Raw genomic sequence first — 23952 nt, 5'->3', positions numbered from 1 at the left:
GCATCAATGGCCGGATCGGGCACAAACTTAGACTCGATCCAATGTAGGATGGATACCCAGCATCACCGGGAGGCCATCCATGTACGAGCCGATCCGCACCCCATCGGTCCACAGCCCGGCCGACGACGCGGACTTTCCGCACCGCAGCCGCGAGGAGGAGCTGGACATCCAGCTCGCGGGGCATCTCGCCGCACTCCTCGCGGTCACCGACGAACTCGGCCTCGGCCTGGCGGGCGACCGCATCGCCGAGCAGGTGGCACGCCTGCGCGGCGCCCCGCCCGCCCGGCACGCGGCCCTGACCGACGCCGCCCCGGCGTCCCTGCACCGCCGCGCCCACGCCCTGGCGGGCCGCGCGCTGGTGGTGGCCGCGTCGCGCGCCGACACCACCGCCGCGATCCTCTCCGCGCAGCGGATGGACGCCCACACCGAGGCCCTCGCCTCCACCGCGCCTTCCGGACATCTGGTCGGCGCCCCCTGACGGCCCCGGTCCGCGTGCCGGCAGGGCGCGCGGACCGGGTGCCACGACGTCCTCCCCCGAGAACGAGGCCGGCCCCCGGAACCGTGAGGGGGTTCCGGGGGCCGGGCGGGCGTCCTTGGTCGGGGACACCCGGGGGCCGTCTGCGACGACAGGCCCCGTACCGCGGCGGATCGTCGATTCCACAGGTCAGGGCGGATCTCCGATGGACCCGGCCGCGGGGTTCAGGGGTCCGAGCCTTGCGAGGCTCAGAGCGGTCGTACGGGGCTCAGCCCAGCCGCTCCACGCGTACGGGGCTCAGCCCAGCCGCTCCACCAGCGCGCGGTACTCGTCCCACAGCTCCTTGGGCGTGTGGTCGCCGAAGGTGTTGAGGTGCTCGGGGACCAGGGCGGCCTCCTCGCGCCAGACCTCCTTGTCGACCGTGAGCAGGAAGTCGAGGTCGGCCTCGGAGAGGTCCAGGCCCTCGGTGTCGAGCGCGCCCTTGGCCGGCAGGATGCCGATCGGGGTCTCGACGCCCTCGCCCTTGCCCTCCAGCCGCTCCACGATCCACTTGAGCACGCGGCTGTTCTCGCCGAAGCCGGGCCAGACGAACTTGCCCGCCTCGTTCTTGCGGAACCAGTTCACGTAGTAGATCTTCGGCAGCTTCGACTGATCGGCCTTGTCCGCACCGACCTTGACCCAGTGGTTCATGTAGTCGCCCATGTTGTAGCCGCAGAACGGCAGCATGGCGAACGGGTCGCGGCGCAGCTCGCCGACCTTGCCCTCGGCGGCGGCGGTCTTCTCGGAGGCGACGTTGGCTCCGAGGAAGACGCCGTGCTGCCAGTCGAAGGACTCGGTGACCAGCGGTACGGCGGAGGCGCGGCGGCCACCGAAGAGGATGGCCGAGATCGGCACGCCCTTGGGGTCCTCCCACTCGGGCGCGATGATCGGGCACTGCCCGGCCGGGACGGTGAAGCGGGCGTTGGGGTGGGCGGCGGGCGTGCCGGACTCGGGGGTCCAGTCGTTGCCCTTCCAGTCGGTGAGGTGCGCGGGCGCCTCCTCGGTCATGCCCTCCCACCAGACGTCACCGTCGTCCGTCAGCGCGACGTTGGTGAAGACGGAGTTGCCCCACATGGTCTTCATGGCGTTGGCGTTGGTGTGCTCGCCGGTGCCGGGCGCGACGCCGAAGAACCCGGCCTCCGGGTTGATCGCGTAGAGCCGGCCGTCCTCGCCGAACCGCATCCAGGCGATGTCGTCGCCGATGGTCTCCACGGTCCAGCCGGGGATGGTGGGCTCCAGCATGGCGAGGTTGGTCTTGCCGCAGGCGGAGGGGAAGGCGGCGGCGACGTACTTGCTCTCACCGCGCGGCGGCGTGAGCTTGAGGATGAGCATGTGCTCGGCGAGCCAGCCCTCGTCGCGGGCCATCACGGAGGCGATGCGGAGCGCGTAACACTTCTTGCCGAGCAGGGCGTTGCCGCCGTAGCCGGAGCCGTACGACCAGATCTCGCGGTCCTCGGGGAAGTGCGAGATGTACTTGGTGGTGTTGCAGGGCCACGGCACGTCTTCCTGACCCTCGGCCAGGGGTGCGCCCAGGGTGTGGACGGCCTTCACGAAGAAGCCGTCGGTGCCCAGCTCGTCCAGGACCGCCTGGCCCATGCGGGTCATGGTGCGCATGGCGACGGCGACGTACGCGGAGTCGGTGATCTCGACGCCGGTGGCGGAGAGCGGCGAGCCGACGGGCCCCATGCAGAAGGGGACGACGTACAGGGTGCGGCCGCGCATGGAGCCACGGAACACACCGTTCTCACCGGTGAAGATCTCCCGCATCTCGGCGGGGTCCTTCCAGTGGTTGGTCGGGCCCGCGTCCTTCTCTTCCCGGGAGCAGATGAACGTACGGTCCTCGACGCGGGCGACATCGCTCGGGTCGGACGCGGCGTAGTACGAGTTCGGCCGCTTGACCTCGTCCAGCTTGGTGAACGTGCCCTTGGCGACGAGCTCCCCGCACAGGCGCTCGTACTCGGCCTCGGAGCCGTCGCACCAGACCACCCGGTCGGGCTGGGTGATGGCTGCGATCTCGTCGACCCAGGAGATCAGCTCCTGGTGGTGGGTGGGGACAGTGAGGGGAGCCGCGATGTCGCGCGCCACGATCGCTCCTTGATGAGGGTGGGTGTTGTCAGGTGCCCCGTGGGGGCTGCGACCCGGATGCTTCGTACCCTTCGATCCCCTGGCGCTCATCCGGTGCCGACCGCACTCATTTGATCATCCGACCGTTTCGCCCATCTGTCCAGGGGGCCTCACACGTGAGCATGGCCACTCATATTCGTTACCTACGGTTGCGTAGGTAACATGCGGATATGACTGACGCCGCTGCCGCCGCCGCGACCACCGATCCGGTCGGGGCGACCCCGGGCCCGATCGGGGCGACCACAGGCCCTGTCGAACTCGACCCCGTCCCCGTCAAGCCCCGGATGCGCGGCTGGCTGCACGCCGGCATGTTCCCGGCGGTGCTGATCGCCGGGATCACCCTGATCGCCCTCACCGACAGCACCCGCGGCCGGATCGCGTGCGCCGTCTACATCGCGACCGCGTGCCTGCTCTTCGGTGTGAGCGCGGTCTACCACCGCGGCACGTGGGGCCCGCGCGGTGAGGCGGTGCTGCGCCGCCTGGACCACGCCAACATCTTCCTGATCATCGCGGGGACCTACACCCCGCTGACCCTGCTGCTCCTGCCGGAATCCACCGGACGGCCGCTGCTCTGGGCGGTCTGGGCGGCCGCGGCGGCGGGCATCGCGTTCCGGGTCTTCTGGGTCGGCGCCCCGCGCTGGCTCTACACACCGTGCTACATCGCGATGGGCTGGGCGGCGGTCTTCTTCCTGCCCGACTTCATGCGGACGGGCGGCATCGCGGTCCTGGTGCTGGTCATCGTCGGCGGGCTGCTCTACAGCGCGGGCGGCGTGATCTACGGCATCAAGCGGCCGAACCCGTCGCCGCGCTGGTTCGGCTTCCACGAGGTCTTCCACTCGCTGACGCTGGCGGCGTTCGTGGCGCACTACGTGGGCATCTCGCTGGTGGCGTACCAGCACGGCTAGGACGTACAGGGGGCCGGCCGCACGCGACGACCGGCCCCCCGCGCGTCCCTGCCCTCAGCCGCCGAGCTTCACCGCCAGCTCCCCCGCATCGGTGGTCGGCGCGTCACAGACGAAATGCCGGCAGACGTACGCGGTCGGCTCACCGCCCACCAGCGGCCGGTCCACCAGCAGCGGGAACTCGGCCCCCGCGCCCGGCCCTTCGCCCGCCGCGACGACGGCACCCGGCGCCCGTCCCAGCAACGCCGTACGGTGCAGCTCACCGCCGACCGGCCCGGCGACGGCGACCTCACGCGGCCCGTCCAGCAGCGCCTCGGCGACGGCGAGCCCCCAGCCGATGAACCGCGGCGCACGCGGCCCCAGCGCCTTGACCACGCCGAGCGCACCTTCGGCAGCAGTCCGGTGAGCTTCGGACCCGGTGTAGGCGGCGTACGAGAGCAGCGCCCCCGCAGCGGCCGTCCACCCGGCCGGAGTGGCGCTGTCGGTCGGATCCTGCGGCCGCCGGATCAGCTTCTCCGCCTCATGCGCGGTGTCGTAGAGCTGCCCGCCCTCGCCGGTGAACTGCTCCAGGACGACATCGAGCAGGAACCCGGCGAATTCCAGCCAGGCGCCCTCACCGGTCACAGCAGCCAGCGCGAGGAACCCCTCGGCCACATCGCCGTAGTCCTCCAGCACCCCGGCGTTGTCACCCGCACGCCCGTCCTTGGAGGTCCGGGTCAGCCGGGCGACTTCACCGAGATGGACCCGGACCAGCAGATCGGCGGCCTCGGTGGCGCGCTCCACGAGGTCGGGCCGGTCGAAGTAGGCCCCGGTCTCGGCGAGCGCGGCGATGGCGAGCCCGTTCCAGGCGGCGACCACCTTGTCGTCCCGCCCCGGACGCGGCCGCTCCTCACGCGCCGCCAGCAGCCGCGCCCGTACGTCGGCGACGCGCCCGGCATCCACGGGCCGCGCCTCACCGGAGAGCTGGAGGACAGAGGCCCCCTCCTCAAAGGTCCCCTCCTCGGTCACCCCGAAATACGCGGCGGCGAAGTCCCCGTCCTCCTCACCGAGCACCGCACGCAGCTGCGCGGGAGTCCACACGTAGAAGGCACCCTCGACATGCTTGCCGTCCGCGTCCTCACTGTCGGCGTCGAGCGCGGAGGCGAAGCCGCCTTCGGCGGTCCGGAGCTCCCGCACCATGAAGTCGGCGGTCTCCAGGGCGATGCGGCGGGCCTCCTCGGACCCGGTGGTCCGCCAGAGGTGGGCGTACACACGGCAGAGCAGCGCGTTGTCGTACAGCATCTTCTCGAAGTGCGGCACGACCCACTCCCGGTCCACGGAGTAGCGCGCGAACCCGCCGCCGAGCTGGTCGTAGATCCCGCCGCGGGCCATGGCCGAGCAGGAATCGGCAACCATCTGCAGGGCCCCCTCGGCCCCCGTACGGGCGTAATGCCGCAACAGGAACTCCACCGCCATGGACGGCGGGAACTTGGGCGCACCCCCGAACCCGCCGTGCTGCTCGTCGTACTCCCGGGTCAGCCCGAGCAGCGCCTGCGCCACCTCCGCCTCCCCCGGCACCCCGTCCCCGCCATGCGCCAGCGACCGCCCGGCCAGGTCGGCAACGATCCGCCCGGCCACCTCGGCGACCTCCTCCCGCCGATCGGTCCACGCGGCACTCACGCCTTCGAGCACCTGCCGGAAGGAGGGCGAGCCGTGCCGGGGCTCGGGCGGGAAGTAGGTCCCGAAGTAAAAGGGTTCGGCGTCCGGCGTGAGAAACACGGTCATCGGCCACCCCCCGTGCCCGGTGGCCGCCTGCACGGCCTCCATGTACACGGCGTCGACGTCGGGCCGCTCCTCCCGGTCGACCTTCACGGCGACGAACCGCTCGTTGAGGTAGGCGGCGACGGCCTCGTCCTCGAACGACTCGTGCGCCATGACGTGGCACCAGTGGCAGGAGGCGTACCCGACCGACAGCAGAACGGGTACATCACGCCGTTTTGCTTCCTCGAACGCCTCCGGCGTCCAGGGCCACCAATCGACCGGATTGTCAGCGTGCTGAAGCAAATATGGCGAGGTCACACCAGCCAACCGGTTCATACGCCCAGGCTCTCACACCACACGCGCCTAAGGGCTGTCCCGTATGGGACTCGGCTGGCAAGATGCCCGGGTGGTGAGTGCACAGGCCTGGGAGGCTACACGCCGCCGACTGCATTTCGGGCAACGCTTCCTTGGAACGGTGGTCCGGGTGCCAAGCCCCGGCGCGATCGGCATCTTCGTGGACATCGGGCTGCCCGTACGCGGCTTCGTCGACGTGCTGTTGCTACCAGGCGAAGCCGATCGCTGGCCCACGGAGGGCACCGAGTTGGAGTTCGAGGTGTGGTGGGCTGATGAGCGACCTCAGATTCGGCTGAAGCCGGCGGACCCTATGTTCGTGCGCGAGGACTTCGCCGAGTGGCTCGCCAGGTGGCGGCCGGGTTGGCCGCAGGAGCACGGCCTTCCGATCACGGTCGCCGACGTTCCGCCTTCGGCATCCGAGGCCGCCAGTGGAGATGCTCACGGATAGCACAAGGCAAGGTTGTGCAGGCGGGCGATGCCGCGCATGGCGTGGTGCACGCCGTCCCCCCTCAGTCGGCAGTCGCGCAGGATCTTACAGGTCTTCATGCGGGCGAAGCAGTGCTCAACGCGGGCTCGGACCTGCTTGTGGGTCTTGTTGTGGGCCTTCTTCCAGTCGGGTAGTTCCTCGCCGGGGCTGCGGCGTACGGCATCACCAGCCCTGTGCCCGGGTAGCAGCCATCGGCGATCACCACCGTCTTGCCGATAGCGGCTTTCGCGCCCGACTCGACCTAGGCCCGGCAGTCGTTGCGGTTGCCCGGCAGCGGCTTGCCGATCACCACGACACGGCGGGTGTCGGCGTCGATAACCACCTGGTGGCTGGTGGAGTAGCGATAGTTCTTCGACTGCTCGGCGACCTTGTGGTCGCGAGTGGGCACCAGGGTGCCGTCCACGATCAGCACAGCGTCCTGAGCGAACTTCCGGCGGAGCTGCAGGGCGAGCTTCGGCCCGAGGTGGTCGATGACCCGGCCGGCCGTGGACTTCGACACCCCCAACATCGGGCCGAGTTGCCGCATCGTCAGGTTGGTCCGCCAGTACACGGCAACCAGCAGCAGCCGGTCCTGCAGGGGTAGCTTCCACGGCCGGCCCCGACCTGGTAAGTCCACACCCTCATAACGCAGTAGCGTTACAAACTTGCCGAAGGCACGCGGGCTCAGCCCGGTAAACGGGGCTATCCAGGATGGCTCCGAGGCCGTGATCACACCAGACACACCAAGATTATCCATCAGGAGGACCAGTTACGGGACAGCCCTTAGCCTGTGGAACCCGCACGCCCCCGTCGGCCTGGCCGAGGTCCGTCCGTCCACCGTTGCTCGGTGTGGGGCTATGTCCAACCCAGAGCAGGGCGGCATAGGTGCGCACCAGGATGCGGGAAACATGGTGCACAACGACAGCACGTATCTCCGGCGCCTGAGCCGAGCGATGGTCTCGCCGAACTACAACAGAACCCCGGCGGCGACGGTTCGAAAAGGACAAGATGAGTCCCGCGCCGAAATCCAGCGAACAGGCTTGGAAACTGAGGAAGGAGTGAGTGATTTCTGGCCCTCACTTCCTGCCACGCCCTCCGGGTCACCGAACCCCGACAGAGCGAAATAGCCACAAGGGATTGCGTCGAGTCGTTTGTCGTCGAGTCAAGGGCGGCAACACCGTGTCGCGCCTTCGCGGCTGACCCAAGCCTGAACTCACTGCCCCTCACTCGGTGTCGATATCGGCCTCCCCGACCTCCTTATCCGCCGACTTGATGCCCAAACTCTCGATGAACTGCCGCTCCCGCGCGGCCAGCTCACTCTGGCGCGCCAGAATGAATTCGGTGAACTCATCGGACTTGAGGTGCTCGATGGACGCGAGACTGACTCCGTGTGAGTCCAGAATGTCGGTCCTCCCCTCCTCCGCGAGTCTGATGAGCGCCTGCCGGATCGACACGCCTGGCGGTGTCGTCATGACGATCCTGTTAGCGGGACTGGACGCCCCCGGGACCCCACTCTGAGTAATGATGTGTCGATAAGTTTCGGTGTGTGCCGTCGCGAGCTGCTCCAGTACGTTGGCAGTGCCGCCGTCGAGGTTCTTCCGCTCTGGAAACGTCTGCAGATCCCAAAGGAGGTAGGCGCGTACACGCGCGCTGCGCAGGTCGAAACGCTCGGGGAAGGAACGGGCCCGCTCACCGGAGTAGCTGAGCCCACCCTTGCCCCGCGCGAAGGCCTTCATCTCCGTAATGAAGTTCCGGACCTGGGTGGTTGTGGATCCTGCGAAGGTGCCTGCCAGCGACGTTGTCCAGAACCAGTTTCGGAGCTTGACCCGCTGCTCCACTTCGACCTTGTCGGAGAAGTGGAAGAAAACGGCGAGCAGCATAATTTGGATGTTGTACGGAACCAAGCGGGCCAGCGGAACCCGGACCTCGCCCCGCAAGAACTCGACCACCTGCTGAATGATCAGGTCGGTGTCCGTCACTGCGGTCATGAGCTGATCTTGGACCTTGCGAGCCATCGTCTCCCAGGATGTGTCCCGTTGCACATCCTCCTCGCCAGACAGTGCGAGGACGGTCTGAAAGATCGTCATGATCGGGATCTCGCCAAAGCCAGAAGCGGCGACCCGCCCCTTGATCTCCTCCATCTTGTCGCTGAGCGTCTCCGAGCCGATCGTCCCGTAGGTCAGAGCGGAGACCATCTGGTCGGGACGCATCTTCTGGCCACTGCTGTTGATCCTGGAAAAGACCTCGATGGCCTGCTGGAGAGTGCCGCCCTCCATGCGCACCACGGAAACCTTGTAGTTCTTCACCCGCTTCGCGATGCGCTCGCTCTCCGTTGTGAGGCGGTCGGCCTCCTCACGGGAGGCGGAGACATCGGAAAGCTTCCGTGCGTATTCGAGGAAGTCCAGGGTCCCCAGCACGGACCGCATGGGCAGGTAGTGGCTGGGCACTTCCTCGGCACTCTTCCAGTGGCGGTAGCGCAAGCCGTCATTGTCCGACCGGACGAGCGGCCGATAGACCCACCACATCCAGTCCTCCTGCCGCGTAGACCGCGGAGCATCGGCTGAGCGATGGAGGACGCCGAAGAGCGTCGAGAGCCGCTGATGGCCGTCCAGAACGTAGGCGACCTTCGCACCCTCTGGCGGCGGCGGAATTCTGCGCCCACCGATGGTATCGAGGCTCTCGAGTGGCATGGTGGTCTCCCAGATGAGCAAGCTTCCCATCGGATAGCCACGCTCCATACTGTCGAAAAGCTGCAACATCTGCTCAGGACGCCACAGGAAAGGGCGCTGGAACTTCGGCACCCGCAGTTCGCCCTGTGAAATCCGCTCCAGAACCTGCTCCAGGAAGTGAACCTCCGGAACCACCGAGATATCCTTGACCACTTCGACATCTCCCACGCTCAGATCACACTCCGAATTATTTCGAACATCGATTTCAATTCCTGCTTCACCCCGGGACCCAGGCCATCCAAGTCACGGTCCGATATACCGCCGCGTACTACCTCTTGAAGGAACAGACCTGGCAAGTCCGTCCCGAATCCCTCCTGAAGGGTGACGAGATCCTGCTCCGCCACTTCGTCGTACAGGTCACCGTGACGCGGGGGGATGATGTAGGTCGTGCCCGTTTTCCCGGAGTGCCGCCTCTTGCGGTCGAGGCTCCCCTTCGGTTTCCCTTTGAATCCGTGCTTCATATCAAAGTGGGCGCGCTGCTCGGGCGAGAATTTCTTGAGAGACTCCAGGCGCTTGGCCATGGAGGACATCCCAACAGTCCTCTTCGGCTGGCGGGCCAGGACCCGGTTAGGAATGTAGTTCTCCATCTCCCGGAAACTGAGGACATGTGAACTGACGCCTTCGCGGGCCGCAGCTTCGGCCTTCTCGTGATTGCCGGTCCGGTCCGCGGGGTGGAAACTGTCGCTATCAATGACTAGAACTACACGCTTGGTCCTGGAGAACTGCGCGGCCTGGTCGACTGCATGCTGGGTTGCTCCATCCTTGCCGCCTCCGTTGTACACACCGAGGCGACTGTCGTTCTTGGCGCCGATAACGTCCTCACAGCCCAACAGGCGCGCGAGCGCCTCGATCATCTGCCAGTCGTAGGTCGCATTCTCCACAACCAGCACAGCTGGCCGCTCCAAGTCACGGAGGTCGGCTGCCAGCGTCTCACCGGCCACCCTGACAACCCCGGCGGTCCCCCCATGAGGCGCCCAGGCCTGAGCCATGCTCGCCTTCTGCGCAAGCAGTAGGTAGATCTGCGCCAAGACCGGGACGTGACGCTCCAGGAACGCATGAACGGCGTCCACATCACGGGGAGAGATGACCCACTCGTGTCGCGCCTCCCTGAAGAACGCGATCAGCTTTAACACAAGCTCTGCGTTTTCGTCGCCCTGACGGTCCGTCAGCAGGTCTACAGGAATCTCAACGCGCATCGTTGATCCGATTCGCCTGCGCATCAGCGAGGGCGCGGACCTCCTCGAAATCCTCCGCGAAGACTCCCCGAGGCCAGTAATCGAGGTTGCCGAGGGCATCCACTTCGATCTTTCGCAGGGTAGCGGACCCCTCAGCCTGCTCGACGAAGTAGATTTTCACGTCCTCCGGTGCCAGCTTTCGTTCCGCAACCCGCCGACGAAGCCTCAGGAGAAAATTCTCGCTGTGCGTCTCCACCAGAAAACGCACGCGTGATTCCTGAACGGCATCAACATAGAGATCGGCGATCGCGGCGTGCGCCGAAGGATGGAGATGAAGTTCGGGCTCTTCCACGATCTCGATCACGTGCCCGGCAGGCGACTCCACGCGGTCTGCGGCCCTCTGAATCACTATCGGCAGGAACTGAACCACACCGGTGCCGACGTCATCGATATGGACGACGAGATCGGGGTCGCGCAGGGAACGCAGCTTGGGGATGTACATCCCGGAACCGACGTCGGTGACTTCGAGACGCCAGCCGGGCAGGATTCTTTCCAGCAGAATGTTCACTTCACGGCCGATCAGACCACGCCCGTACATCTCATCCGCCGCGAGCACACCGAAAGCCCTCTCTCCCCGATGACCGACGTGCCCCAGTGTTCTGACCGGTGACCGGAAGAATCGCTCCGGGCTCTTCCTGAACGGACCCAAATACCGAATCTCGTCTAGGCCTTCCCGAAGCAGCCCGGCGACTCCGCGGACACCGCCGACGGAGTCCGGCCAGTCGGCCGGATCGGGCAGCAGCCCGCGAAATCCAACCTTGTGCTCGTGGCCGTCGACAAGATAAGTGCGCTTCTCAGGCGAGTAGGCGTCCATGCCGGGGACCCAGGAGATGTTCACGACCTCCGACCTGCAGGAGATCGCCAACGAGGAAACCAGCTGCATTCCCTGGTTGGCGATGTTCTGGACCTCGGCGGTGACACTGAGGACCCCGCCGTCATCGATGCCGATCGATGCGCCCAGTCGAATGTGCCCGTGCGGTGACGAGCCGTGGATCAGATCCGCGAACGAAGGAGTGAGGCCTTGGACCAAGTCCAGGTCCAGAGGGTACGGGGAGTCGCCGCGGATACCGATTGACAGAAGCGGGAGCGCTCGCACGACGGCACTCTTGCCGGAATTGTTTCGCCCCAGCACGACGGTGATCTTGCCGAGCTCCATCTCCTGCTTCTCTCTGAAGCAGCGATAGTTCTCCAGCGAGAACCTCTCCAACGACACCTGGGCTCCGTTCGCTCACACCATGTCCGGCGCACGCCGCCCCAACGGAGCGTCGGCGCGGCTGCGGCAATACTGTCAGACGGCGGAAGCACGGGACCTGAGGTTCGCTCTTCTCACTGCGTAGACGCCCAACATCCGCCTCGGAGATCCAGCTGCCCGGCAAGACCGTGAGCCTCTGTACAACAACCCTCTCGGCGGCAGAGGTGCTGTGCACGATTGCGGGCATGAGATCCAGTAAGAGCATCAAGGCGATCCGCTTCCCCAGAGCCACGGGCAAGCCCAGTCCCGGGGCCTCCTGGCGAGGGGTACGGCGTCAATCACCTGGGGCTAGCAACAGCTCCGCCCCACTGACGCGGCTTCCTCCGGGTATCTCAACTTGCGGCCCGCTCGCGCCCGGCATGTCCACCTCTCAGGTAGCCACCACTCGCTGGGTCTGTCACCCGCGCTTCAGACGGACGAAAAAAATGGCGACCTACTCAGTTGACGAGTTCACTGACACCAGTGGTCAGGAGACGTATCCGACGCTGAGCAGCACCGGGAGATTCCGCCTTCTGGCTTCCTCGAACGCGTTGGGTGACCATGGCCACCAGTCGACGGGGCTGTCGGCGTGCGGGAGCGGGTACGGGGAGGTGGTCTGCGTAAGCCGGTTGGCCATGGCCCCAATCCTCGCGCACCCGCCTCCACCACACCCACACGCCACGGGACGGAAGACGAACGGGCAGGTGGGACGGGGTGCACCACCGAAGCCGGGCGGGCCGGCAACGGCGGACAGTAGGCTGGCTCCAGCAGCACCGGGACTGCTGAGGCTCCTCGAAGGAGGTACACCATGACCGCCGAGATGGTGGCGCCCGCGTGGATGCATACGCAGATCAGCGCGGAGCAGTACGACTCGTGGTCCGAGGAGCAGTGCGCCGGCATCGAGATCGTGGACGGGATGGTCGTCGTGAGCCCGAGCGCCTCCAAGCGCCACAACCGGCTGGCCCGCATTCTGGCCAACGCCTTGGACGCCGCCGCGGGCCCGGACTGGAACGCCGACACGGACTTCGACGTCCGCCTGCAGGACGTGCCGCTCACCAACCGCCGTCCAGACGTCACCGTGTACCGGGCGGAGACCATCGACCTCACGCCCACCCGCCCCGAACACGTACTCCTGGTCGTCGAGGTCGTGTCACCCGGCTCGGAGACCACGGACCGGATCGTGAAGGTCGACCAGTACGCCAAGGCGGGCATCTCCTTCTACTGGCGGGTCGAGCAGGCCGCCACCGGGGTCCCGATCATCTACACCTATGTTCTCGATCCCGCCACCAGGGCTTACAGGGACGGCGAGATGTTCACCGGCACGGTGAAGGCCACTGCACCTTTCTCCGTCACAGTCGATCTCGGGATCTTGTAAGGAACCGAGAATGCGCCCCGCTGTCGACGTTTGACCGTTAGCGCCCGCATCGCGGTTCTTCGCGGACCGATTGAGGCGGCGCCTGCAAAACGACCCGGGCCTCGACGTTCAGTTGCAGTTCATCGACGCCAACGGGCTACGGCTGCTCCCTTTTGCCATCGATGCCACTGCCGCGCCACTCGCGGCTGGAACCGCGACATTGCCGGCTGGTACCAGCTGACGTGTTCGTCCCCCAGCCGACCGTGCACTTGGACATCGCCGTCAGCCGTCCGGTCTTGTTCTGTTCCTCGGTCAGGTCTGTCCGGTCAGGGCTGCGTAGACGACGACGTTGTCGGCGTAGCGGCTGTCGGCCTGGGAGTAGTCGCCGCCGCAGGTGATGAGGCGGAGGCCGGCGTGGTCGAGGTTGCGGTAGACCTCGACCGTCGGGAACGCGTCCTTGGGGTAGACGGCGGTCCGTTCGACGGTGAACACCGCGGTCGTGCCGTCCGCGCGCCTGACGTCGATGCGGTCGCCGGGTTCGAGTTCGGTGAGTTCGAAGAACACGGCCGGGGCCCCGTCCCATGTGACGTGTCCCGCGATGACGGAGGGGCCGAGAGCTCCGGGGGTGACTCCGGGGCGGTACCAACCGGCCTTGGCCGGGTCCTTCGGCGTCTCCATCGCGCGGTCCTTCCCGAGCCCGAGCTGTTCGAGGTCCGAGGTGACCTTGAGGGACGGGATCGTGATGCTGACGGGCCGGGAGGAAGGCAGGGCCTCGGCGCGCGGCGCCCCGGACGGTGGTTCGGTCCGGGGGTCGGCCGGGGTGGCGGCGGCCGGGCCGCCCTTGTTCGCGGCGGGCGGCGGGGCGGGCTGCTGGCGGCTGGTTCCCAGGGCCAGCAGCAGCCCGCCGGCCAGGAGCAGGGCGATCGCGGCGATGAGCGGGACACGTCGCCGCCGGAGTGTCCTGCGGCGCTCGTCCGTGCCGGGCTTGTCGGGCGTGCCGTTCATCGCTTCACCTGTCCCTGTTGTACGCCGTGTACGCCGTTGTTCGGCCCTTGCGGCGTGGCCGTTCGGTTCCGGTGCCGGGCCTGGCGTCAGCCCTCGTGCCGGACGTCCGAGGTCCGCGTCCGGCGGCGCACGGCGAACAGTCCGCCGGCCGCGAGGACGGCCGCGCCCCCGGCCGCCAGCAGGCCGGGCGACTCCACGCCCGCGGTGGTGGCGGAGCCGGTCTCGACGCCGCCCACCGGCACGGAGCCGACCGCGGCGCCCTTGACCATGCCGCAGTTGGCCGGGGCGGTGGCCTCCTGGGGAAGCTTCGGGTCGAGTTCGCTCTTGCCCGCGCCGAAGTCGTACTTCCCGTCGTTGTTGCGGTCGATGCCGTGCTGCACGATGTGCAGGTCCTTGAAGTGGTCCGCCACGTCCTGCGAGACGGTGATGGTCCGCGAGTACGTCAGCTTGCCGTCCTTGTCCGCGACGGGCATCCGGTCGACGGCCAGCCCGCTCTCCTTGGACGTGTCGCCCTTGGTGGTGAGGGAGATGTTGATGTCCCCGTACGTCGGGAGCCCTTCGGCCGTGGTGACGATGCCGTCGCCGTCCTTGTCGGCGCTCTTGTCCGGGCAGCGGAAGTCGTGGCCGTCGGTGGAGCCGTGGATGTGCTGGGCGTGCGGCTGTCCGGGCACCAGGCCGCGGGCGTCGATCTTCACGGTGAGCTGGGTGCCGTCCAGGGTGACCAGGGCGGCGCCGGTGGCGCCGGAGTCGTTCAGCGGTTCCAGGTCGACCTGGTACGTGTCGCCGTCGGCGGCCTTCGTCGTGGCGCCGGCGTGGCCGTCGTGCGCGAAGGCGGGTACGGCGACGCCGAGAGTGAGCGCGGCAGGCACGACGAGCAGTGCGGTGAGGCGGGTCGTACGACGGGCTATCACAAGAACACATCCCCTTCCGGCGGTTCCGATCGGGACCGGAGCCGCGTGCGGTCGCTGATGTCTTGTGTTCGGTGCCGTCCACGGGACGGATTGGTCTGGTCACGACAGATCTGTTTCCGGGCGTGCTCGCCGCCCTCAGCGCCTCAGCAGGAGGGCGAGGAGGAGCGGGAGGCCGCCGGCCAGGGCCAGGACGATCGACAGGCGGAGCAGCCAGTGTTTGCGCCAGGCGATGTCGCTGTTGACCACGATGGACCGGGTGACCACGGGCAGCACGTCCTGCTGCAGGGCTTCGGCCAGGCGTACGGGGTCCCAGAGGCGCAGGTGGCCGAAGTAGACGAAGTCGGCGGCGACTTCGTCGCGTACCTTCCGCGCTCTCATCCGGGGCATCAGGACCAGGACCGCGCTCACCACAGCGGCCACGAGGAGGCAGGCGCCTGCCAGGAGAAGGACGAGCCGGACGCCGGTCATCCTCATGTCGCCTTCGGTGGAGACCGTCACCAGGCCGGCGAGTATCGCGATCTCCAGGGTCAGCACCACCGAGGCCTTGACGTCGACCCGGCCGGTCCATTCGGCCACGCTCGTGTGGATGCGCCAGGCGTTGTCGAGTGCTGCGGAGGCGTCGGGGGTGCGGGCCGGCCGGGCTGGGTGGGGCGGCTCCGGTGAAGGAGTGCGAGTGGGAGGCGGCTCCGGTGAGGGGTCAGGAGGCGGCTCGGGTGGGGGTGTCGGGGAGGGCAGGGGCGTCTGGGACATGTCGGCTTTCTCCCTTCTCACCACGGAACTGCCGACCATACGGAGATATCGGGTGGCCGAGTACATCAGGAGAGGTAATGCGCCATCGGCGTTCTCCCTAGGCTCGATCACGTCCCACTCGCGCCGCACCGTTCGGGGAGCGCCATCGTGACGACCCAGACCTTCTCCGCCCCCTTGACCCACCTGACCGATGGAGAGCTGGCGCAGCAGGCCGCCGACGGTGAGCACCGGGCCTTCGCCGAGCTCGTCGCCCGGCACCAGTCCCGGCTGCTGGCGATCTGCCGGCGGGTCACCCGTGACGAGCACGACGCGCAGGACGCCCTGCAGAACGCGCTGCTCGCCGCCTGGCAGCGGATCGGCGGTTACCAGGGCCGGTCGTCCGTGGGCACCTGGCTCTGCCGGGTGGCCGTCAACTCCTCACTGGACGAGCTGCGTCGGCGCGGCCGTCGGCCCGACCCGGCCCCGGACCTGGCCCTCGCCGGGCCGGCGGCCTCCGACGATCTGATGACGACCCGGGTGGCGCTGCTGTGGGCCATGGACCAGCTTCCGCCGCACACCCGCGACACGGTGCTGCTGCGCGACCACTACGGCCTCTCCTACCGGGAGATAGCCGAACGCCACCACACCTCCACCGACGCCGTCCGCGCACGGCTCGCCCGGGGGCGGCGGGCCCTGGCCGACCTGTTGGAGTCGCCTCGCCGTCGCCGGCCGGTCCGGCGGGCCGTTCCGGAAAGCCCCGCACCGTGCGGAACCGGCCACTAGACTCGCCCACCGTGATGCCCCGTCGGCATCCGGGGGGTGGGGACGACGACAGACCTCGACGGTGCGCGAGACGCCCCGGCTCGCGCCCGTGCCGCGGAGACGCACTGGCCCGCGCGGAGCTTCGTGGCGGACCTGTCGCCCGCACCGCGGGAGGCGCTGCTCGGCCTCGGTACCGTACGCCGGTACGCGCCGCATGAGGCCCTCGTCCTCCAGGGGCACCTGGACACCGAGGTGTATCTGCTGGCCGCCGGGTACGTGCGGGTGGTCGGGGACACCGCGAGCGGCCGGACGGTCCTGCTGGCGCTGCGCACCCGGGGCGACCTCGTGGGCGAGCTCGCCGCTCTCGACGAAGGGCCGCGCAGCGCCTCGGTGCTGGCGGCCACGCCCGTACTCGCCCACTCCATCGGCCGCTCCGCGTTCCTCCGCTTCCTCCGCGCCCACCCGGACGCGGCGGAGGCCGTCCAGCGCTCCGTCACGCGCAAGCTGCGGATGGCCACCCGCCATCGGATGGAGACGGGTTCGGCTCCGGTGCTGGTGCGGATCTGCGGGATCCTGGACGGCCTGGTCGCGGCCTACGGCCGCCCCACCTCGGAGGGCGTCCAGCTCGACGTCCCGCTCAGCCAGCTCGATCTCGCCATGCTCGCGGGCGCCTCCCTGCCCAGCGTCCAGCGTGCGGCGGCCGAACTGCGCCGCCGCGCCATCCTGACCACCGGGTATCTGCGCCTGGTGGTGCACGACGTGGACGCGTTGCGCGCGCTCGCCCAGGCGGCGGGCGAGGAGGACTGACGGCGCCGCCGTGCTCCCGCCGGAGCCGCGCGGCGGGAACCCGACACCCGAGGGGTGGGTCATGAGCAAGTCGTTCAAGAGCACAGCACTGCGGTCCGAGCGGCGGGTAAGCCTGGTCGTGGACATCGAGCAGTACAGCCGCCGCACCCACACCGAGCAGCTCGACCTCCAGGACCGGCTCGACTGGATGATGGGCCAGGCGTTCCGGGCCGCCGGGCTGGACACCCGCCGGTGCCGCCGGCAGAACCAGGGCGACGGCCTGCTCTTCGTCCTGCCGCTCGGAGTGAAGGAAGGCCGGGTGACGCCCGGCCTCGTCTCCGGGGCCCAGACCGCGCTGCACGGGCTCAACCGGTCCCCCGGGCCGGGAGACAGGATCCGGATGCGGATGGCCGTCGCGCAAGGGGTCTTCACCGAGGGGCCGACCGGGTTCGTGGGCGAGGGCGTGGAGCAGGTCTGCGCGCTGGTGAACTCCGCCGCGGCCCGCGCCGCGCTGGCCGCCCGGCCCGACTCCGACCTGGCCCTCATCGTGGACGACCACTACTTCGGGGACGTCCTGCTCCAGGACTTCGCGGGCCTGCCGTCGGCGGACTTCGAGCGGGTCACGGTGGACACCAAGTCGGCGGCGGACTCCACCGTGACCGCCTGGGTCGTCGCCCTGCCCTCGGCGCGCACCAACGAGAAGGTCCCCGTCTTCGACCCGGACGCGCTGACGGAGGCGAAGGCGGTCTATCTGGCGGCCGGGGTGTTGGCCGGAGACTGGCTCGCGCGCATCCTGGTCGGCCGCACTTCACCGGGACCGGGCGCTCCAGGTGGTCCCGGCGCTCCCGGCAAGGGGAAGGGCGGGCCGGGCAGCATGGCACGGAACGGCGTCGCCGTCGCCGCGTCACATCCGTCCGAGCCGCCGGAGATGGGCCGTCCCAGGGAGGAGGACGAGGAGGAGGACGAGCATGAGAGCGAGGAAATGGGTTACTCCGAGGGCGAGTTCACCGGGTACGAGGGTGAGGACGGAGGCGGTCACGCCTCCGAGGAGTACGGCGCGGACGGGACGGCATCGGACGCGGTGACCTCGTTCGGCCATCCCTACCCGACGTCGGTGGACCCTGGCGGCGACGCCGGCGGACCGGCCATCGGTCAGTCCCCCGTGTGAGGCAGGGTCCGGCCAGGATGCCGGGTCACCGCTCCGCGCCGGCCGCGAAGTACAGCGCCTCGCACAACGCCCTTGCCGTGCGGGTGTGTTCGCGAACGGCCCGCCGCAGGTCCGGCTCGTACGCGCGCCAGCGCCCCGTCTCCGCCGCCGCCCGCTCCGCCGTCTCGGCGGGTCCGGCGGCGGCCGGGAGCCCCAGGCACTCCGCCGCCGTACGGCCACGGGCCAGCAGCCGCAGCGCCTCGGTCCGGTCCTCGTCCAGGACCAGACGGCCCGCGGCCAGGTCCGCCAAGGCGGTGGACAGGGCCGCCTGCCGCAGCACCGGGTGCCGGCGGACCAGGGCCAGCTCCGCGCGCAGTTCCTCGCCGGGGCCGCCGGTGCCGAGTCCGTACGCCACCGCCGTCAGGGCTCTCAGCGCGGTGGCGGCCCGCAGCTGGCCGGCCCGGTCCACGAACTCGCGGCGGACGCGCTCCTCCAGGGCGTCGAATCCGGAGCGCCGGCGCAGCTCGGCCAGCAGGACACGGGTGGAGCCGCCGCCGTGACAGCGGGCGGCCTCCTGGATTCCGTACCGTCCGAGCAGGGACAGCAGCCGTCCCCGGTCCGCGCTGCCGAGCGGCCCGTCCGGCCAGAGCAGGAAGGCGTCGGCCGAGGACAGGGCGTCCTTCAGCCGGGCCTCCGGCAGCGCGGCGAGCAGCGCGACCGACTCGGCGTCGCGGTCGGTGAAGCCTTCACAGCGGCCGGCCTGGGCCAGCAGGCCGGCGACCGGGACCACGTCGGCGACCAGCCCGGTGAGCCGGCGCGCGTACGTGGCGCACAACCGGTCGGCCTGGGGCCACGGGTCACCGGTGCCACGTCCGAGTTCGTCGATCCGGCTCAGTACGCCGAGGGTCCTGGCGGCGGTGACGCCCCGGCCGGACTGGCGCCGCAGCGCCTCCAGCGCCTCGGCGTCGCCTTGGCCCGGGTGCGGCATCACGTAGAGCAGCGCGTCCGAACGGTCCAGAGCGGTCATGGCGAGGTCGTCCAGCCCGCTGAGCGAGTCCATCCCGGGGGTGTCCACCAGCAGGTAGGAGTCTCCGAGGGCCTGGTTCGGTGCCTCGACGACGAGTTCGGCGATCTCGCCGGCCTCCGCGCCGAGCGCGCCGGGTGCCTCCGGGACGCCGCCTCCCGCCGCCCCCGGTACGTGGTGCGCGCTCCCGTCCCGGAGCCGGACCAGCACCCTGTTCTGGGGGCCGGAGCGGTACCAGGTCACCAGCCGGGTGCACTCGGTGGCCCCGGTCGCCGCCAGGGACTGCCCGAGCAGCGCGTTGACGAGGGTCGACTTGCCCGCGTTCAGCCGGCCTCCGACGGCGATCCGCAGCGTCGGCTCCGCGAGCCGGGCGGCGATCGCGGCCACGGCGGCGGCTTCCGGCGCGGGCAGCCGCGGACCGAACGAGGCGCAAAGAGCGGCCAGCCGGACCACGGGAGCCTGTTCGGGCGGTCCGAAGGGGTCGGGGGGAAGGCTTTGCGGGCCGGACGCACCCGCAGACAGCCGAGCCCCGTCGGACACACCCGCAGACGCCCGAGCCGGGCCGGACGCACCCGCAGTCGGCACAGTCCGGTCGGCCGCACCCACAAACGACCGAGCCGAGCCGGACACGCCCGCAGACAGCCGAGCCCGGTCGGACGCGCCCGCAGACGACCGAGCCGGGCCGGGGCTGTTCACCTCGTGCCGTTTCCGGTGGGGCCCTCCGCGGGCACCAGGGCGTCCAGCCGGTCGAGCAGCCCCGTGATCAGCTCGCTCCGCGACCGGGCGAGCTCGGCCACGCGCTCGCGTTCCTCCTTCTCGCGGGCGAGGACGGCCCGGAGCTCCTCGCGCTCCTCGCGCACCTCCCGCTCCCGCCGCTCCAGAGCCAGCGTGATCGTCCGGGCCAGTCCGTCACGCGTCTCCGCCACCGCTCTCTTGGTCAACGGCGGTGCCTCGGTGTCCAGTTCACTCACCACCCGGTTCACATAGCGCTGTACGTCGTTCCGCTCCCTGAACAGTTCGCCGCGCCGCCGCCGCCGGGAGAGGAGCCATGAGGTGACCCCCGTACCGGCCATGAACGGAATGAGCAGCCCGCCGGTGACGAAGGCGGTGGCGGCGGCGATGAGCCCGCCCGCGCCGTAGGCGGGTACGAGCCCCTCCATGAAGGCGCCCGGCCCGCCCTGGTCGTGTGCCGTGCGGGGCGGGCGGCTCGGGTTGCGCAGCCGGTCCGGGAGCGGGAGCACGAACGGGGCGGGGGCGTGGTCGGCGTCTTCGCCGTCGGTCCGCTCACGGCCCAGCGCCTTGTCGATCTCCTCGCCGGTCTCCCGGACGATGTCACGGAGCCCCGCCCCGAGTGCGGTCTCCAGGTCGACCCAGACGGCCCGGGCCCCGTCCTCCAGGGCGGCCGGAACCTGCGCCAGCTCGGTGGCGTCGCGCGCGAGCGAGATCTGGTCCTCGCCGGCGGACCGCAGATCGTTCACGCTCCGCCGGAACCGGAGCAGCAGGTCGGCCTCCAGCCGCGCCGCCCGTTTGCCGAGGGACCTGCGCCAGGCCGCCGCCGCGCTCCTCTCGCGGGCGAGGGCGGTCTGCAGGCGTTCCATCTCGGCCGCGCCGGTGAACCGGCCGGTCGCGGCCTCCAGCATCCTGGCCGTCTGTCCGGCGACGGGGGCCAGCGCGGTCCGGATGACGTGCGCCGCGTTCGCCATGCGCAGGTCGAGGGCCCGGTCGGTGACCAGCTGCCGCAGCGCCGACCGCAGTTCTCCGCAGCCGTCTTCGGCCCTCTTGCGCCGCGCGGTCTCCGGGTCGCCCGCCCGCTCGGCCGCCTGCGCTTCCTCCTCCAGGGTGGCGCTGACCGCGAACCACGGTGCCCGGGCGTAGCGCGGGGCGTGCTCGGCGATCAGCGCGCGGTCCTGCTCCATGACCTCCCGCCAGTTCGGGTAGTTGTCGGTCTTGGTGAGGACGAAGACCACGGTGGCGATCCGCTCGGTGGCCCGTTCCAGGAAGGCGAGTTCGGAGCGGGTGAGCTCACCGGAGCCGTCGGTCACGAAGAGCAGGGCGTCGGCGCGCCCGAGCGTGGCCAGCGTCAGCCGCGCGTGCCCGGCGACGAGCCCGCCCACCCCCGGCGTGTCGACGAGGACCAGGCCGGGGCGGAGTACGTCGGCGGGGACGGCGACGTCCAGATGGCTGACGTCGTCGTGCCGGGGGAGCTGGGTCTCCGGGTCGAGTGCCGCGTACTCGGCTATGTGGTCGCGGAGGTCGTGAACGAGGTCTTCCAGGACCAGCGGTACGGGCGTGGCCACGCTTTCGGGGTCCTGTCCGGCGTCGGGGTCCCAGCGGTGGACGACGGCCTGCGGTGTCTGCCCGTGGCGTACGAGTACGTGGACGCTGCTCGCCACGTCGACGTCCACCGGCAGCAGCTCGGGGTGGCCGGTCAGCGCGTTGATCAGGGAGCTCTTGCCGCGGTTCTTCTCGCCGACGCAGACGGCGACCGCCGCGCCGGCGTTCAGGGCTTCGAGCTCGGCGAGGATCCGGGCGGCGGGTCCTTCGGGCTCGGACACCCCGGTCAGGACGTCCACGGCCTCGGCGGCGTCGTAGGCCAGGTCGACCAGGGCGCCGAGGCGGCCGGCGGGGGCGCTGTGGGCCGCGCCGTTCGTGTCATCCGTCCGGTCCGTGCGGTCGGTGGCGTTCATGTCGTGTCCTCCTCGGTGCCGGGGTGGTCCTCCGGCTGCCGTGCCGGCTCGTCCAGTGCGGCGAACGGCCCGCCGGCCGCGAACTCCTCCCGGGACACCACCGACCGGCCGGGCAGCGCCCCCGGCTTCAACGGCGCGCGGCGCACCGGCGCGTCCGACGCGGCGGCGGAGGTGTCCGGGGGTGAGGGGGGCGAGGGCGAGGTGTCCGGCGGCGAGAGGGCCGGGGGCGGGGCGGGCTCGCCCGCTCCGGTACGCGTTTCTCTCGACCGCCTCCCGCCGAGGACGGTCTCGCGCAGCCCCCTCACCTTCCGGGACACACACTCCATGCGCCCCCGCACCCCGGCCAGGGCCTGAGACGATTCACTCACCTGCCAAGTGGCGTACTTTCTCCACGAGTTGTGCGCCTCAGAGTCCTCCCCCTCCGCCGCAGGTGCCTCGTACCCCTCCGCGTACGAGCGCTCGCCGTCGAACGCCGGAGCCGCGAAACCCGTCCCGCACAGGTGGGTCAGCGCCGAGCGCGTGGGGGCGTGCGGCTCGCTCCAGCCGGTCACCAGGACGCAGGGGCCGTCCGCCGTCCGGGCGCCGTCCCAGTACGCTCCCGCCCGGCCCTCGGGCAGCAGCCACACCCCCCGGCCCTCGGGCTTCGGCAGCGCGGTCGGCGGGCCGTCGCCGCCGGCCAGGTCGGCCGGGCCCCAGGGCGCGGGGCGCGGAGCGCTGTATCCGCGCCACTCCGGTGACGTGGTCGACTCCCAGTCGGGGCCCACCGCGCGCTCGTAGGTCTCCTTCGCCCAGCGCGGGAAGCCCCGGTGCAGCGCTTCGAGGGACGGGATGTCCGCCGCCCCCGGGGCGGAGAGCCAGCCGACGAAGCAGTAGAGCGGGCGGCCGCCGCTGTCGGTGCGGAACGCGGCACTGATCCGCTCGGCGTCGCAGGCCACCCCCACCAGGGCGGGCGGGGCTCCGTCGTACCGTCCCGGTGGGCGGGCCAGCAGCATGCGCGGCCCGTCGGACAGCCCGCGTCCGTTCATGACGGCGGCCGAGACGGCGTCGCCGAGCCAGCCGTCAGCGCGGGTGCCCTCGGGCACCTCGCGCCACCATTCGTCGACGCGGAACAGCCGGGCGAGGACCACCGGGCTCCACGCCGCGTCCGTCATGACGATCCGCCCGACGAGATGTGGATGTCGCCGTCCTTGATGATCGGCAGCCGGTCGAACTCCCGCATCAGCAGCTCGGCCTGGCTCTCCGTGGCCGTGATCTCGGCCTCCATTCCCGTCCTCTCCGTCTCCCAGCCCCACTGGGCGCTCCGGGCCGCCGCGATCTTCTTGCGCCGGATGGACTGGAACGACTTCGCGCGGAGTTCGGACAGCTCGGCATCGCCCTCGGTGATCTTCTTCTCGATCTCCGCCAGTTGAGCCTGACGCGCCGTCAAGGTCTCGGTCAGGTAGTGCCACAGGGAGAAGCAGATCGGGCGGTGGAGGTTCTGCGGGCGGATGAGCGAGCGGTCCACAGGGCGTCCGAACATGTCGTCCGTCTTGAAGTCCCCGATCTGCACGGGGCAGACGAGAGCCGTCACCCCGTTCTGGAAGAGCTGCCTGAGCAGTTTCTTCAGGTTGGCGACCACCGAGGTCAGCACCTGGTCGATGGGCCGGTCGGCCGTCACGGCCAGCAGGTCCATCTTGGTGATCAGCACCACGAAGGAGGGCGGCGGATCGCCCAGGCGCCTCCGGCCGTCCACCGCTTCGCGGATCACCCAGTTGTACGTGGCCAGGTCCATGCCGCCGCTGTCGAAGTTCGCGGACTCGGGCGTGCCCTCCTTGACCCACTTGCCGAGCTCGCCGCCGTCCATCACCAGATAGACGCTGTCGGACCGGGGCAGGTGTTCCCGCCACTGGAGGATGTCCTTGGGGGCGTTCGGCCCGGAGTCCTCCAGAGCGGCCCCGCCCCGGAAGTCGGTCCAGACCATCTGGAGCAGCGGGGTGAAGTTCTTGGCGAACTGGAAGGTGTAGGTCTGGGGTTCCGTGCCGGTGGCCCTCGGCATCTCGCCCTTGTCCTGCAGCATTTTCCAGGTCCGGAGCAGGCGTATCTCCTCGTCCCGGTCGACGCTGTAGAGGAAGTAGTCGCGCAGGCCGGCCGAGAGCCGGTGATACATGCCGTGCATGAACACGGTCTTTCCCGTGTTGTTTCCGCCGGCCAGGGTGACCGTGATCCGCGGGGTTGCCACCGGTGTGCCTCCAGGGAAGACGAGGGTGCGGCGG

At 69.8% G+C, this 23952-nt stretch carries 21 protein-coding genes and 1 pseudogene; 7 read left to right on the top strand and 15 right to left on the bottom strand.

Features of this window, described 5'->3' with window-relative positions:
- The first annotated feature begins 79 nt into the window (after positions 1-79).
- The gene (locus ACQP09_RS23250; protein WP_433402591.1) at positions 80-478 is read left to right on the top strand and encodes a hypothetical protein; all 399 of its coding nucleotides are present in this window, start codon (positions 80-82) and stop codon (positions 476-478) included.
- A 294-nt stretch (positions 479-772) separates the two neighbouring features.
- Here ACQP09_RS23250 and ACQP09_RS23245 read toward each other — a convergent pair whose 3' ends face one another.
- Complete coding sequence (locus ACQP09_RS23245) at positions 773-2599, bottom strand: phosphoenolpyruvate carboxykinase (GTP) (protein WP_433402588.1); 1827 nt, start codon at positions 2597-2599, stop codon at positions 773-775.
- A gap of 209 nt (positions 2600-2808) precedes the next feature.
- Here ACQP09_RS23245 and trhA point away from each other — a divergent pair, with 209 nt between their 5' ends.
- Positions 2809-3543: a PAQR family membrane homeostasis protein TrhA gene (gene trhA, locus ACQP09_RS23240; RefSeq protein WP_433402585.1), complete on the top strand. Its 735-nt coding sequence runs from the start codon at positions 2809-2811 to the stop codon at positions 3541-3543.
- A gap of 54 nt (positions 3544-3597) precedes the next feature.
- Here trhA and ACQP09_RS23235 read toward each other — a convergent pair whose 3' ends face one another.
- On the bottom strand, positions 3598-5616 hold the full coding sequence (locus ACQP09_RS23235) for a thioredoxin domain-containing protein (protein ID WP_433402582.1): 2019 nt from the start codon (positions 5614-5616) through the stop codon (positions 3598-3600).
- A 43-nt stretch (positions 5617-5659) separates the two neighbouring features.
- On the opposite strand from ACQP09_RS23235, the gene ACQP09_RS23230 reads away from it, so the two are divergent.
- Positions 5660-6082 (top strand): hypothetical protein, encoded by a 423-nt coding sequence (locus tag ACQP09_RS23230; RefSeq protein ID WP_433402580.1) that lies wholly within the window; start codon positions 5660-5662, stop codon positions 6080-6082.
- On the opposite strand, the gene ACQP09_RS23225 is transcribed toward ACQP09_RS23230, so the two are convergent.
- The 6 genes and pseudogenes from ACQP09_RS23225 to ACQP09_RS23200 form a co-directional block, all read right to left on the bottom strand.
- Entirely contained in the window at positions 6073-6309 is a 237-nt protein-coding gene (locus ACQP09_RS23225) for a transposase (protein WP_433406731.1), read from the bottom strand. The two genes, ACQP09_RS23230 and ACQP09_RS23225, sit on opposite strands and share 10 nt — an antisense overlap.
- A 53-nt stretch (positions 6310-6362) precedes the next feature.
- Complete coding sequence (locus ACQP09_RS23220; RefSeq protein WP_433402577.1) at positions 6363-6737, bottom strand: helix-turn-helix domain-containing protein; 375 nt, start codon at positions 6735-6737, stop codon at positions 6363-6365.
- A 586-nt stretch (positions 6738-7323) separates the two neighbouring features.
- Complete coding sequence (locus ACQP09_RS23215; RefSeq protein WP_433402574.1) at positions 7324-8997, bottom strand: DUF262 domain-containing protein; 1674 nt, start codon at positions 8995-8997, stop codon at positions 7324-7326.
- Positions 8998-8999: 2 nt separating this feature from the next.
- Positions 9000-10025: a hypothetical protein gene (locus ACQP09_RS23210; protein ID WP_433402572.1), complete on the bottom strand. Its 1026-nt coding sequence runs from the start codon at positions 10023-10025 to the stop codon at positions 9000-9002.
- On the bottom strand, positions 10015-11277 hold the full coding sequence (locus tag ACQP09_RS23205; RefSeq protein WP_433402569.1) for a DUF3696 domain-containing protein: 1263 nt from the start codon (positions 11275-11277) through the stop codon (positions 10015-10017). Before ACQP09_RS23205 ends, ACQP09_RS23210 begins: the two co-directional genes overlap by 11 nt.
- A 495-nt stretch (positions 11278-11772) precedes the next feature.
- Positions 11773-11932: pseudogene (locus ACQP09_RS23200) on the bottom strand (DUF255 domain-containing protein); the annotation flags it as partial.
- A gap of 171 nt (positions 11933-12103) precedes the next feature.
- Here ACQP09_RS23200 and ACQP09_RS23195 point away from each other — a divergent pair.
- Entirely contained in the window at positions 12104-12670 is a 567-nt protein-coding gene (locus tag ACQP09_RS23195) for a Uma2 family endonuclease (RefSeq protein WP_433402566.1), read from the top strand.
- Positions 12671-12961: 291 nt separating this feature from the next.
- Here the strand turns inward: ACQP09_RS23195 and ACQP09_RS23190 are convergent, their stop codons facing one another.
- The 3 genes from ACQP09_RS23190 to ACQP09_RS23180 all read right to left on the bottom strand — a co-directional run bounded on the left by ACQP09_RS23190 (position 12962) and on the right by ACQP09_RS23180 (position 15315).
- A complete protein-coding gene (locus tag ACQP09_RS23190; RefSeq protein ID WP_433402563.1) occupies positions 12962-13654 on the bottom strand; it encodes a class F sortase in 693 nt (230 codons plus the stop codon).
- Positions 13655-13740: 86 nt separating this feature from the next.
- Positions 13741-14565 carry a CHRD domain-containing protein gene (locus tag ACQP09_RS23185; RefSeq protein WP_433402560.1) on the bottom strand — a complete coding sequence of 275 codons (825 nt, stop codon included), beginning with the start codon at positions 14563-14565 and terminating at the stop codon, positions 13741-13743.
- Positions 14566-14700: 135 nt separating this feature from the next.
- Positions 14701-15315 carry a Pycsar system effector family protein gene (locus ACQP09_RS23180; RefSeq protein WP_433402558.1) on the bottom strand — a complete coding sequence of 205 codons (615 nt, stop codon included), beginning with the start codon at positions 15313-15315 and terminating at the stop codon, positions 14701-14703.
- Between the two features lie 147 nt (positions 15316-15462).
- Here ACQP09_RS23180 and ACQP09_RS23175 point away from each other — a divergent pair, with 147 nt between their 5' ends.
- From ACQP09_RS23175 to ACQP09_RS23165, 3 genes are all read left to right on the top strand, one after another.
- Positions 15463-16077, top strand: coding sequence for an RNA polymerase sigma factor (locus ACQP09_RS23175; RefSeq protein WP_433402555.1), 615 nt, complete (start codon positions 15463-15465; stop codon positions 16075-16077).
- 36 nt (positions 16078-16113) lie between these two features.
- On the top strand, positions 16114-16863 hold the full coding sequence (locus ACQP09_RS23170; protein ID WP_433402552.1) for a Crp/Fnr family transcriptional regulator: 750 nt from the start codon (positions 16114-16116) through the stop codon (positions 16861-16863).
- Positions 16864-16924: 61 nt separating this feature from the next.
- A complete protein-coding gene (locus tag ACQP09_RS23165) occupies positions 16925-18010 on the top strand; it encodes a hypothetical protein (protein WP_433402550.1) in 1086 nt (361 codons plus the stop codon).
- Positions 18011-18035: 25 nt separating this feature from the next.
- On the opposite strand, the gene ACQP09_RS23160 is transcribed toward ACQP09_RS23165, so the two are convergent.
- From ACQP09_RS23160 to ACQP09_RS23145, 4 genes are all read right to left on the bottom strand, one after another.
- Positions 18036-19400, bottom strand: a complete 1365-nt coding sequence (locus ACQP09_RS23160; protein WP_433402547.1) for a dynamin family protein — start codon at positions 19398-19400, stop codon at positions 18036-18038.
- Positions 19401-19705: 305 nt separating this feature from the next.
- On the bottom strand, positions 19706-21700 hold the full coding sequence (locus ACQP09_RS23155) for a dynamin family protein (RefSeq protein WP_433402544.1): 1995 nt from the start codon (positions 21698-21700) through the stop codon (positions 19706-19708).
- Positions 21697-22851 (bottom strand): hypothetical protein, encoded by a 1155-nt coding sequence (locus ACQP09_RS23150; RefSeq protein WP_433402541.1) that lies wholly within the window; start codon positions 22849-22851, stop codon positions 21697-21699. The genes ACQP09_RS23155 and ACQP09_RS23150 overlap by 4 nt, the downstream gene beginning before the upstream one ends.
- Complete coding sequence (locus ACQP09_RS23145) at positions 22848-23918, bottom strand: hypothetical protein (RefSeq protein ID WP_433402539.1); 1071 nt, start codon at positions 23916-23918, stop codon at positions 22848-22850. The genes ACQP09_RS23150 and ACQP09_RS23145 overlap by 4 nt, the downstream gene beginning before the upstream one ends.
- Between the last annotated feature and the right edge of the window lie 34 nt (positions 23919-23952).

Source organism: Streptomyces sp. CA-146814 (assembly GCF_050942385.1).
GTDB lineage: Bacteria > Actinomycetota > Actinomycetes > Streptomycetales > Streptomycetaceae > Streptomyces.
This window is presented reverse-complemented; position numbering and strand designations above follow the sequence as displayed.

What these genes read in the sequence shown, in the direction of transcription:
- ACQP09_RS23250 (WP_433402591.1), top strand. Translation starts at nt 80, where the DNA reads ATGTACGAGCCGATCCGCACCCCATCGGTCCACAGCCCGGCCGACGAC.
- trhA (WP_433402585.1), top strand. Translation starts at nt 2,809, where the DNA reads ATGACTGACGCCGCTGCCGCCGCCGCGACCACCGATCCGGTCGGGGCG.
- ACQP09_RS23235 (WP_433402582.1), bottom strand. Translation starts at nt 5,616, where the DNA reads ATGAACCGGTTGGCTGGTGTGACCTCGCCATATTTGCTTCAGCACGCT.
- ACQP09_RS23230 (WP_433402580.1), top strand. Translation starts at nt 5,660, where the DNA reads ATGGGACTCGGCTGGCAAGATGCCCGGGTGGTGAGTGCACAGGCCTGG.
- ACQP09_RS23210 (WP_433402572.1), bottom strand. Translation starts at nt 10,025, where the DNA reads ATGCGCGTTGAGATTCCTGTAGACCTGCTGACGGACCGTCAGGGCGAC.
- ACQP09_RS23195 (WP_433402566.1), top strand. Translation starts at nt 12,104, where the DNA reads ATGACCGCCGAGATGGTGGCGCCCGCGTGGATGCATACGCAGATCAGC.
- ACQP09_RS23190 (WP_433402563.1), bottom strand. Translation starts at nt 13,654, where the DNA reads ATGAACGGCACGCCCGACAAGCCCGGCACGGACGAGCGCCGCAGGACA.
- ACQP09_RS23180 (WP_433402558.1), bottom strand. Translation starts at nt 15,315, where the DNA reads ATGTCCCAGACGCCCCTGCCCTCCCCGACACCCCCACCCGAGCCGCCT.
- ACQP09_RS23165 (WP_433402550.1), top strand. Translation starts at nt 16,925, where the DNA reads ATGAGCAAGTCGTTCAAGAGCACAGCACTGCGGTCCGAGCGGCGGGTA.
- ACQP09_RS23155 (WP_433402544.1), bottom strand. Translation starts at nt 21,700, where the DNA reads ATGAACGCCACCGACCGCACGGACCGGACGGATGACACGAACGGCGCG.
- ACQP09_RS23150 (WP_433402541.1), bottom strand. Translation starts at nt 22,851, where the DNA reads ATGACGGACGCGGCGTGGAGCCCGGTGGTCCTCGCCCGGCTGTTCCGC.